At 62.5% G+C, this 11,101-nt stretch carries 11 protein-coding genes; 3 read left to right on the top strand and 8 right to left on the bottom strand.

The genetic code is table 11. From position 1 onward, the window contains the following. Nucleotides 1-220 precede the first annotated feature (220 nt). From AAG799_RS20170 to AAG799_RS20150, 5 genes are all read right to left on the bottom strand, one after another. Nucleotides 221-754 carry a PAS domain-containing protein gene (locus tag AAG799_RS20170; RefSeq protein ID WP_341898682.1) on the bottom strand — a complete coding sequence of 178 codons (534 nt, stop codon included), beginning with the start codon at nt 752-754 and terminating at the stop codon, nt 221-223. Nucleotides 755-900: 146 nt separating this feature from the next. After that, nucleotides 901-2,109, bottom strand: coding sequence for an ABC transporter substrate-binding protein (locus AAG799_RS20165; RefSeq protein WP_341898681.1), 1,209 nt, complete (start codon nt 2,107-2,109; stop codon nt 901-903). Between the two features lie 112 nt (nt 2,110-2,221). Next, complete coding sequence (locus AAG799_RS20160) at nt 2,222-2,848, bottom strand: isoprenylcysteine carboxylmethyltransferase family protein (RefSeq protein WP_341898680.1); 627 nt, start codon at nt 2,846-2,848, stop codon at nt 2,222-2,224. A 154-nt stretch (nt 2,849-3,002) separates the two neighbouring features. Further along, nucleotides 3,003-3,821, bottom strand: a complete 819-nt coding sequence (locus AAG799_RS20155; protein WP_341898677.1) for a class I SAM-dependent methyltransferase — start codon at nt 3,819-3,821, stop codon at nt 3,003-3,005. Nucleotides 3,822-3,905: 84 nt separating this feature from the next. After that, complete coding sequence (locus tag AAG799_RS20150) at nt 3,906-4,373, bottom strand: hypothetical protein (protein ID WP_341898676.1); 468 nt, start codon at nt 4,371-4,373, stop codon at nt 3,906-3,908. A gap of 189 nt (nt 4,374-4,562) precedes the next feature. Between AAG799_RS20150 and AAG799_RS20145 the strand changes: the two genes are divergently transcribed. Further along, entirely contained in the window at nt 4,563-5,033 is a 471-nt protein-coding gene (locus tag AAG799_RS20145; protein WP_341898674.1) for a hypothetical protein, read from the top strand. Between the two features lie 57 nt (nt 5,034-5,090). Here the strand turns inward: AAG799_RS20145 and phbB are convergent, their stop codons facing one another. From phbB to AAG799_RS20130, 3 genes are all read right to left on the bottom strand, one after another. Further along, on the bottom strand, nt 5,091-5,813 hold the full coding sequence (gene phbB, locus AAG799_RS20140) for an acetoacetyl-CoA reductase (RefSeq protein ID WP_341898673.1): 723 nt from the start codon (nt 5,811-5,813) through the stop codon (nt 5,091-5,093). A 127-nt stretch (nt 5,814-5,940) separates the two neighbouring features. Beyond that, entirely contained in the window at nt 5,941-7,116 is a 1,176-nt protein-coding gene (locus AAG799_RS20135) for an acetyl-CoA C-acetyltransferase (RefSeq protein ID WP_341898672.1), read from the bottom strand. Between the two features lie 106 nt (nt 7,117-7,222). Beyond that, nucleotides 7,223-8,542, bottom strand: coding sequence for an alpha/beta fold hydrolase (locus AAG799_RS20130; RefSeq protein WP_341898670.1), 1,320 nt, complete (start codon nt 8,540-8,542; stop codon nt 7,223-7,225). 294 nt (nt 8,543-8,836) lie between these two features. Here AAG799_RS20130 and phaR point away from each other — a divergent pair, with 294 nt between their 5' ends. Then, nucleotides 8,837-9,487 (top strand): polyhydroxyalkanoate synthesis repressor PhaR, encoded by a 651-nt coding sequence (phaR, locus tag AAG799_RS20125; RefSeq protein WP_341898669.1) that lies wholly within the window; start codon nt 8,837-8,839, stop codon nt 9,485-9,487. Between the two features lie 79 nt (nt 9,488-9,566). Beyond that, nucleotides 9,567-11,101: adenylate/guanylate cyclase domain-containing protein (locus AAG799_RS20120; protein WP_341898668.1), on the top strand; the 1,535-nt coding region annotated here is incomplete at its 3' end.

Here is an 11,101-nt window from a genome sequence, read left to right as displayed (position 1 = left end):
GTGTGACGGTGCCAACCTCATCGCGCTCGACCAGCGCGCTGTAGCCCTGCACATCGGCGCAGAAGATCGTGATCAACTTGCGACGGATTCCTGAAGCTTGCTCGGTCATGGGGCCATCTTGGCGGATTTCCGCGAAGCATATACGCAGCTGGTGGTGCAATAAAGGCCACAGAAGCCCATCTGTGACCGTTCATACATATCCACGCCTGCCAGGGCGGTCTTACAGGGGTGTGTAGGTCACGACCTGCGGTTCACGACCCGGCGGCACGTGAATTTCGTCCTTGGGCAGCATATAGACCGTGGCACCGATGATGAAGCTCGGCACGCCCGCATTGTCGAGCAACGGCATGACAATGCGTTCACCCATGCCCGTCCCGCCCATCAGATGAAAGACCTTGCCGATATTGTGCATGACGGCAAGGTCGGTGCAGACACGGCGATAACGCTGCAGGACGATGGGGAAAACATCGGGCGGGAAAACATCCGACATCTTCGTGCCAGCCTTCATCGTCTGCAGCATCTCGGCCACCTGGCTGCCGGCAAGGCGCAGGTGGAAATCCTGTGCTGTCGTGTCACATTCATAGAGAAAGATATTGCTGAGCAGCCGGGGAAAATCCATCGGCGAAACCTGGCTGCGCCGTGGCACCCGGTCGCCCTGTCGCAAAGTCAGGTAATAGTCCAGAAACTGGTGCAGCAGCGGATCCTTCACATGGCGGAAGGCCGTAATGTCGGTGACTGGACCCGGCGGCTGCAATGACACAATCGTCCCGTTGACACCCGTTTGTTCAAGCACCTTACAGCAGCATTAAAAACCTGTCATTGCAATCGGCAAACCACCTGGCTGAAACGCAGCCGGCGCCGGATGTGATCCGGCGCCGGGCGCAACACACCAAACCGCGCTTACTTGGCGAGCGGGCAATTGCCTTCAGACAGCGGGCGGAAAGCCTTGTCCGCCGGTACCGTCGCCGCCACCTTGAGGAAATCCCAGTCGCCCTTCGACTCCGCCGGCTTCTTGGCTTCCAGCACATACATCGGATGCAGCTTGCGGCCATCGATGCGAATGCTGCCCTTGCCAAACAGCGGGTCATCGGTCGGGATCGCCTTCATCGCCGCCACCACGGCACGGCCATCGGTCGCCTCGCCCACCTTGTCGACCCCCTTCAGGTAATGCATGACACCGGCATAGACGCCGGCATGCATGTCATTCGGCATCATCTTCTTGGCATGACGGGCCTGGAAGCGCTTCGACCACTCGCGGGTACCGTCGTTCATATCCCAGTAGAACGGTGCCACCGACTGCAGGCCCTGCACCGCCTTCAGGCCGAGCGCCGGCACGTTGGTGATGCCGAAAATCAGTCCGACAATGCGCTGCTTCTCGGCCATGCCGAACTCGGCCGCCTGTTTCAGGGCATTGGTCAGGTCGCCACCGGCATTGGCAAAGGCCACCACATCGGCACCCGAGGACTGCGCCTGCAGCAGGAAGGAACTGAAGTCGCTGGCGCCGACCGGATGGCGCACCGCGCCAAGAATGCTGCCGCCCAGCGCCTTGACCTCATCAGAAGCCTGCTTTTCCAGGTCATGGCCGAAGGCATAGTCGGCTGTGAGGAAGAACCACTTCTTGCCGCCCTGGGCAAAGGCTGCGCGCGCCGCCGAATGACCGTAGGACCAGGTATCATAGGTCCAGTGCACGAAATTCGGCGAGCAGCGCTCGCCCGTCAGCACCCCGCTGCCGGCACCCGAGCCGATCACGGCCTTGTTCTTGTCGCGTGCGATCTCGTTGACCGCGAGCGCCACGGCGGAATGCGGGATATCGACGATCACGTCAACCTTGTCGATGTCATACCACTGCCGTGCAACATTGGCGCCGACATCGGGCTTGTTCTGGTGATCGGCAAAGACCACTTCGACCTTGCGCTTGCTGGTCTTCATGTAGTCTTCCGCCGCCATCTGGGCGGCCAGCACCGAGCCGGGGCCCTGGAAATCAGCGTAGACGCTGGACATGTCGTTGAGCACACCGACCTTGACCGGTTTCGGATCGGCGGCCAGAGCGGGATTCAAAGCGGCACTGCCGGCCAAAGCAAGCAGGGCGGCACAGGTGACAATGCGCATGGTGGGCTTCCTCCATATTTTTGTTATGAGGAAGTATTGTTTGCCTTACCAACGATCGTCAATCGCTATTTCGCCGTCTGTCAATATTATTGCGATGCACAACCCACTGGGCTCAGGGGATTTGCAACAGCACCGGCAGCCAACCGGCCTCCTGTGCCAGTTCGATGCCCTCCATCACCGGAATCGCCGCGATGAACCAGAGCGCGTCGCGGAAGGTGGTCAGCACAAAGCGGGGCCGCACCAGGATTTCGGCAGCTGAATGCCAGCCTGACAGGCGCGGCCCCCAGCGTGGCACCTGTGCGGCATAAGCGGCGAATTCAGCCGGGAAGCGTGACTTCAGGAAGGCCTCCTCCTGCACGATCACCACGCTGAAGACGGCAAATATGAACAGGCCGAAGATCAGGCCTGTCGTCACATTACCGGCCTGCAGGCCAACGCCTGCGCCACCCAGCATGGAAAACAGATAGAGCGGGTTGCGGCTGATCGAATAGGGCCCCTCATCGACCAGCAGCTTCTTCTTGCGGCCGCCGATATACAGCGAGCACCAGGTGCGGCCGGCGATGCAGGCGAGAATCAGGCCGTAGCCGAACATCTCGCAGGCTTCATGCTGCCAGCCGGCGGACGGCCATATCGATTCCGTGAACAGCAAGACAAGCAGCAACAGCAGGCCGCTGCCGAACACGAACTGCTTCCGGCGGCGCTGCACCTGCGTGAGGGTGTCAGGTTTGCCATCAATCATGGGCTGAGAGCCGACAGATATGGACATGAGGCATTCTCCACAGGATGCCCGGCCATTTTGCCACGATGCGGATCGCAATCACACGCCGCCAGTCAGGTAAGTTCAGCGCGATTTGTCGCAGCTTACGGGAATGTTTGCGGGTTTGCCGCAGTTTTCAGCGCGCCAGCCGCCGCATCGTCGCCCGCAGGGCGCGTGCATAAGGGGCGACTGGGGTATGCCGTATCCGCTCGATCACGCGCCGTTTCAGGGAGAAGGTATAGGCCTGGGTGCCGAAGATATCGATATCGCAACCGAACAGTCGCGCGGTCTTTTCAAAAAAGTAGGCGTTACGGCTGCGCAGCAGGCGACGATAGAAGCCGACATCCCCGGTGGCCGCGAAATAGGTCTTGTTCGGGGTGATGGCAAAAGGGCGCATCGTCGCTGCAGGATCGAACAGGTAGCGTGCAACACCGGAGGACACATCAGGCCAGAATTCGTTGAAATTATCATCAAGGATGACAACGCCCCGCGGCGCCAGCACCGCCTGGACCAGTAGCAGGTCGTTCACCACGCACTCCTCCGTATGACCGCCATCGATAGAGGCTATCCGTACCGGACCGCAGGCCTGCAACAGATCGGCAGGTGCTACATTTAACGAAGAACGCTGCAGAATGTGGATCGCATCGGGCCGGGCCAGCCATCGCCGGACATTGGCGAGAAAAACATCGCGATCGCCCTTGCCTGATCGGTCAAGGTTGAGATGCTGGTGATCGAAGACATCAATGGCAAAAGCGGCTTCTTCGACGCGACGTCCGAGCGCAAGCAAGATGAACAGCTTGCCATGATGTACGCCGATCTCACCCACGGCGCCCTGCACCCCGCATTCAAGCTGCAGATCGAGCAGCATGTCGATGAACCGCGCACTGTAGGGAAACAGCCAGCCGCCAATGCGGCGATTGCCACGTTTCACATAGCTCTGTCGGGATGTCGTCACACCGCTCTCCTCCGTCGAACCTGCAGGCAGAGTTAAGGGCGGCGCGGCGATTTGGGCGTGACTATGGTGTGGCCGGTCTGCGGCTCAGTTCACCACGCGCCAGGCACCATCGGGCATCAGGCAGGCGGTGCCGTAACTCGGCTGCATCACGCCATTTACGGTAACGCCGGCCTGGTATTCGCGGCAGTACTGCCCATTGGTGGTCCGGAATACCGGCGAGGCCGGCACGGCTGATAGCTGGCCGCCATAGGGCGACGGCGCGTAAACTACCGGCGGCGGCGCGCTGTAATAAGCGACCGGAGGCGGCTGCACGATCACCACACTGGGACGATAGGCCGGCGGGCCATAATAGGGCCGGTCCCAGTAGGAATAGCTATATGAGTGATAGTGCCGCGGTGGCCCATGGTGGTGCCGGCCGGGGCCATACCATGGCCGTGAATGCCAGCCGCCACTGGAATAGCTGAAGGAGTAACTGTCGGCTCTGGCGGGCGGTGCCAGAGCAATTCCGGCAGCTATGGCGAATAGGGCGGCAACAGCAAACGGCGCTTTCATGGCACAGCCTCCTTGGCTGCTATGAAACCAGACTGCGCATGGATCATGGCGAATTTATGTTGGTTTCGCTGTGACAAATCTCGGTGAGCCTGGCCGTCTGGAACCACCACAAATGGCAGATTTCCTTTACTTGGCGGTAACGCAATGCAACGCTGGCAGAACGCCGTTGGGCATGGGGGCGTCGCGAATATGCTGCAGGTCGAACTGATCAGCGCGAATCTGGTTCGATTGCTTGAATTCTGGACCGCCAGTCGCGGGCCCGATGGCCGCCCGCCGCCGCGTTCCGTTCTCGATCCGCTGGCGCTGCCCCCATCGGTCCTGCCCGGACTGATCCTGATGGAATTGCATCCCGGCCTGCCGGGCGGCGATCCATTCCGCTTCTATTATCGTCTGGCCGGCACCGCCATCGTCGAGATGTTCGGCTTCGATCCGACCAGTCGTTATCTTGATGAAATCGGCGACACCCCTGAAATCCGTCTCAACATCGAGCGGCTCAATCACGCCATTGCAACCGGACAACCCCATATCAGTCGATCATCCTTCATGATTCCAACCCGGGAATTCATGCAGGTCGAGCGGCTGACCCTGCCCTTCCTGCGCGAGGATGGTTCGGTCGGCTTCCTGCTCACCGCGCTGTCGCCAATCAATCCGACATCGTGAAACAAAATGGCCCGCAGCTTGCGCTGCGGGCCATCGCGTCACACCCTGCGGGGCGGATCAGTACATATGCTGGCCGCCATTGATGCTCAGAGTCGAGCCGGTGATGAAGCCACCTTCATCGGCAACCAGGAACAGCACGCCGCGCGCGATTTCCTCGGCCCGACCGAGACGGCCGACCGGAATCTTGGCGACGATCTTTTCCAGCACATTGGCCGGCACGGCCGATACCATGTCGGTGTCGATATAACCTGGGGCGATGGCGTTCACGGTGATGCCGCGCGCCGCACCTTCCTGTGCCAGCGCCTTGGTGAAGCCATGGATGCCAGACTTCGCTGCAGCGTAGTTGACCTGGCCATACTGGCCGGCCTGGCCATTGATCGAACCGATGTTGACAATGCGGCCGAAGCCCCGCTCGCGCATGCCGTCGATGGTGGCGCGGCACATGTTGAAGCAACCACCGAGATTGGTATCCAGCACGGCCTGCCACTGATCGTGACTCATCTTGTGCATGGTGCCGTCGCGCGTGATACCCGCATTGTTGACGATCACATCGACCGGGCCGAGGTCATGTTCGACCTTCTTCACGCCTTCGACGCATTCCTCGTAATTGGCGACATCCCACTTGTAGGCCCTGATCCCGCTCTCGGCCTCAAAGGCCTTGGCCCGCTCGGTATTGCCGGCATAATTGGCCGCAACCTTGTAACCGCTCTGGTGCAGCAGCTTGGAAATCGCGGCACCGATCCCTCGGGTTCCGCCAGTAACAATCGCAACGCGGGACATGGATATTCCTCCTGTTTGACTTTTCTGATCTGCCATTGCGGCTGGCGTTTATGATGTCAGATGTGCGCCGCATGGCATTGATACAAAACAAAGGCCGGGATACCCCCTCCCGGCCTTTGCCTGATTGCTAGTCGCGGGCGACGCACATGGCGATGCCCATACCGCCGCCGATGCACAGCGTGGCAAGCCCCTTCTTGGCGTCGCGGCGCTGCATTTCATAGAGCAGCGTCACCAGCACACGGGCGCCCGAGGCGCCGATCGGATGGCCAATGGCGATGGCGCCGCCATTGACGTTCACCTTGTCGGTATCCCAGCCCATATCCTTGTTCACGGCGCAGGCCTGGGCGGCAAAGGCTTCGTTGGCCTCGATCAGGTCGAGATCGCTGGCCTTCCAGCCGGCCTTGCGCAGCGCCTCACGCGAGGCCGGGATCGGGCCGGTGCCCATGATGGACGGATCGACGCCCGACTGTGCCCAGCTGACGATGCGGGCGAGCGGCTTCACGCCGCGCTTCTTGGCTTCCTCGGCGCTCATCAGCACCACGGCTGCCGCACCATCGTTGATGCCCGAGGCATTGCCCGCCGTGACCGAGCCGTCCTTGGCAAAAGCCGGCCGCAGCGCCTTCATGGCGTCGACGGTGGAACCGTGACGGATGTATTCGTCATTCTCCACCACGGTGTCGCCCTTGCGGCCCTTGATGGTGACGGGAACGATCTCGTCCTTGAACCTGCCGGCCTTCTGCGCGGCCTCAGCCTTGTTCTGGCTCTTGGCGGCGAATTCATCCTGCTGATCGCGGGTGATCTGGAACTGCTTGGCCACGTTCTCCGCCGTGTTGCCCATGTGGTAGCCGTTGAAGGCATCCCACAGGCCATCGCGGATCATGGTGTCGATGAAGCCGAGATCGCCCATCTTGTGGCCGGCACGCAGGTATGCGGCATGCGGCGCCTGGCTCATGCTTTCCTGGCCGCCGGCGACCACGATGGCGCTGTCGCCATTGCGCACCGCCTGGAAGCCGAGCGCCACTGCGCGCAGGCCGGAGCCGCACAGCATGTTGACACCCCAGGCCGGCACTTCCACCGGCAGGCCGGCATTGATCGAGGCCTGACGGGCCGGGTTCTGGCCCTGCGCGGCGGTCAGGATCTGCCCCATGATCACTTCGCTGACCTCATTCGGCTGCACGCCGGCGCGCTTCAGGGCGCCATCGATGGCGACCTGGCCGAGATAATGGGCTGGCACGCCGCTGAGCGCGCCGTTGAACGAGCCGACCGGCGTGCGCGCGGCGCTGGCGATGACGATATCGGTCATGGGGTCCTCCATAGATCGGACTTTATGTTTGGCGAGGCGTTATCGCGTAAACGATACCGGCCTTTTCGCAAATGCGGCAAGGCCCCGCCGCGTGCAAAAACGCGCTTCAGGCCTGCACTTTGGTCGCACGGACCCGGACTGCACGTTTCTTGTTCGCAGGCAGATGTTTTTCCGCCTGCGGCACGGCCGTATTCAGCCATGCCGCCAGCGGCTGCCACAGACCGCTCTCGGCACGCGGCCCCACCACCATGCCGATATGGCCACTGGGGGCGTCTAGCCGGCTGGCCTGGGGTATTTGTGCCAGTAAAGCGGCAGCCCCTTCTTTAGGCACCAGCTTGTCGCGCTCGGGTAAAACCACCAGCGTGGGCTTGCGCCAGTTCTGCGGCAGCACCGGCTGCCCATCGATCAGCCAGCGTCTGGCCACAGGTTGGTTTTCACCATACCAGCCGAGCAGGCATTCACGGGCCACCGGTCCGGCCAGCGGCACGCCGTCATTCAGCCAGTCTTCCATGGCGACAAAGCGGCGCTCGGCTTCGCTGCCTTCGGGCATCGCGGCGAACTGGGTGAACTTCTTCAGAGCCGTGAAGGGATCGAGCGCCCAGAAGAAACCCTGCAGCGTGTCGACCTCCAGCATCGGCGGCGCCTGCCCGTCCTCGGCCGCTGCCGGCACCAGGGCCGGTGCCAGAGCCTGTACCAGGGCTGCCTGATGTGTGCCGCCAGCATGAAAATCCCATGGCGTGGCCAGCAGGGCCAGCGCCGCCACATCGTCGGGCGCCGTCAAGGCTGCCGCCAATGCCAGATTGCCGCCCATGCAATAGCCCAGCAGGATCGGCACCTGCCCGGTTTCGCGTTTGATCTGCTGAAGCGCGCGGCGGATGCGGGCGATATAGGTGGCAAGATCGAAGCGCTGCTCGGCCTCGCCGGGATCGCCCCAGTCGAGCAGGAAGGGTCGCATCCCCTGTCCGGGCAGCCAGCGCGCCAGGCTTTGCCCCTCGGCCAGATCCAGCACATAGGCGCGGTTGACCAATGACGGCACCAGCAACACGGGCATACCGGCCTCGCCATATGCGAGCACGCGACTGCTGCCTTCGCGCCAGAAGACAGGCGGATCGGGCAGGTCGCGACGGCGCCCATGCCGGCGATACCGCTGCATGCCACCGGTCATCGCGCCAATGCGCGCCAGACCGGCGCTGATCAGCGCGGCAGTGAACTCATTTGGATCGACGCTGGCGAGGCTTGGCAGCAGGCTGCCCAAGCGCGGCTGCAAGTGCGGATTCCAATACGACAAGCCGTCTTTCGCAATCGGCCAGACGGCGAGCGAGCTCAGCAGCATCAGGTTGGCCGTGGCCAGATGCAGCGGCAGCGGACGCGGCCCCAGACGTGGCTCCGGGCGATCTGCTTTGGGCGGTTCCGGGTGTTGCGCCATGTCCGCCTCCCGCTTGAGTGGCTGCTGTCTGGGCGGCCTGCTGGGCTTTCTGGGCCCCCTGCTGCCACAGGGTCAGCCAGTTGGCCGACAGTTCCGCCAGTTTCGGGTCGGTGGCCAGCAGTCCGGCCTGCTCCTGCCAGAGGTCGAGAAAGCGCTGCGCCAGTGCCTGCGCATCGCCCCCGCCAGCTTTTGCCTTCGGATCGTCCATGCCGGCAGCGTACACCGAAGTGGCGATTTGGAGCCACCTTTTCGCAGCGCACAAGAGACTTGCGTACACAAACGATAACGAGTGAAATGCCCTGCAACAATCCTAGGGAGCGCAGGACCGTGGCCGAGACCGACCAGACGACAGCAGCGCCAGCAATTAAGATCAAAAAATATGCGAACCGCCGGCTGTATAATACGGCAACGTCTTCCTACGTGACTCTCGAAAACCTGTGCCAGATGGTGAAGGACGGTCAGGATTTCCTCGTCGAAGATGCAAAAACCGGCGAAGACATCACGCGCGGCGTGCTCACGCAGATCATTTTCGAAGAGGAATCCAAGGGCGGGCAGCAGCTGTTGCCGATCGGCTTCCTCCGTCGACTGATCACCTTCTATGGCGACAGCCTGCAGACCCTGGTGCCGAGCTATCTGGAAATCTCGATGACATCGTTCCAGCGCAACCAGGACCAGATGCGGCAGTATATGGCCGAGTCCTTTGGCGAGATGTTCCCGTTCCGCAGCATCGAGGAAATGGGCCGCCAGAACATGGCGATGTTCCAGCGCGCCATGACGCTGTTCAACCCCTTCGTCGCCGGCATGAACGACGCCGACAGATCCTCGGTCGCGGCAGCTGGCGAAAAGGCCGCGGCGGGCGAGAATCCCGTCGAGGTCGACACGCTGAAGAAGCAGATGGAAGAACTGCGCAAGCAGGTCGAAGCCCTTGCCCGAACCAAGGGGTGAGCAGCCTGTCGCTGCCGGCCTGCCACTGACCGACTCTCTGCCAGCCGTATCACCGCCGCCAGAAACCGGCCGCCACAGGATGCGCCTGTCGATTTCACGCGTGCTGACGCTTGGCGTCGGCATGCTGATGCTGCTCGCCGGCATCGCCTACGGCATCGCCCTGGTCAGCGGCCGCCTCAACACCGTCGACCTGCTGCGCGACCGCAATGACAGCATCGTGAACCGGCTGATCGAGCGTACCCAGCTGCAGCTTGATCCGGCCGCCCGTCAGGTGGAGGCCCTGCGTCAGCAGCTGCAGAACAAGCAGATCGGCCTGAACGATGTCGGCCGTCTGACCGACTACATGATCGCCACGCTGGATGCCCTGCCGCAGGTCGATGCCGTCGGCCTGCTGCGCAATGACCTGATTGCGACCCGCGTGGGGCGCCTGCTGGGCAGCGGGCGCTACGAGGCATTGCACGGCTCGATCCTGACATATCCGGATACGGCGGCGCGCGACGAGGCGGTGCGCCGGCTCTATGGCACCGCCATCCGCAAGGAAGCACACGCCAACCCGGTCAGCTGGGGCGACCTGATCTGGAATCCTGAGATCGGCCAGGCCCTGATCAATGCCCATGCACCGGTGGTGGTGGATGGCGTCTTCGCCGGCGAAACCCTGGCCGTGGTGTCGCTCGGCACCCTGTCGCGACTGCTGGAAACCGACAGCGTCGATGGCGAGGCGGTGAATTTCATTCTGCACGGCGATGATGCCGTGCTGGCGCACCCCACCCTGCTGAACCACGACTACGCTTTGTCGATGGAAAAACCGGTGCCGCTGCTGAAGGATATTCACGATCCGGTGCTGCGGCAGATCTGGAGCGGTCGCATCGATGTCACGCTGGCCCGCGCCATGCTGGGCAGCGAAGGCGCCCATATCGTGGAGGCCGATGACCGGCGGTGGATTTTCGTCTACCGCCGCCTCAATGCCTATGGCGACAGGCCCTGGCTGATCGGCCGCTATTTCGCCTTTGACCAGATCGAAACCGAAATCAAGCGCCTGCAGCTCTCCGCCATCGTCGGCGGCATCAGCCTGATCCTCTCGCTGCTGGTCGCATGGCGCCTTGGCTATCTGATCCGCCGGCCGCTGCTGGCCATCGGCGATGCCGCCAACCGGCTGCGCAACCTGGATTTCGACACCCCGCCGCTGGAACGCACCCGCCTGCGCGAACTCGACGATGCCGCCCAGGCGATCAATGCCGCCAATGCGGCATTGCGCTGGTTCGGCAACTATGTGCCGCGCAAGCTGGTCAATCGCCTGGTGCGCGAGGGCGAAGATGCCATCAACTCCAGCAAGCAGCGCGACGTGACCGTGCTGTTCACCGACCTGGTCGGCTTCACCGCGATGTCTGAGCAACTCAGCGCGCAGGAAACCGCCGATATCCTGAACGAGCATTTCGCCCTGGTGACCGCCTGCATCGAGGCCCATGGCGGCATCGTCGACAAGTTCATCGGCGATGCGGTGATGGCGGTCTGGGGTGCGATCAAGCGCGACGAGAATCATGCAGCCAATGCCTGCCGCGCCGTCGACGATATCTGCCGGGCCCTGGCCGCCGACAATGCCCGTCGCGCCATGCT

It is taken from the genome of Ferrovibrio terrae (genome assembly GCF_943371255.1).
GTDB lineage: Bacteria > Pseudomonadota > Alphaproteobacteria > Ferrovibrionales > Ferrovibrionaceae > Ferrovibrio > Ferrovibrio terrae_B.
The sequence above is the reverse complement of the archived record's forward strand: the minus strand, read 5'-3'. Positions and strand labels throughout refer to the sequence as shown.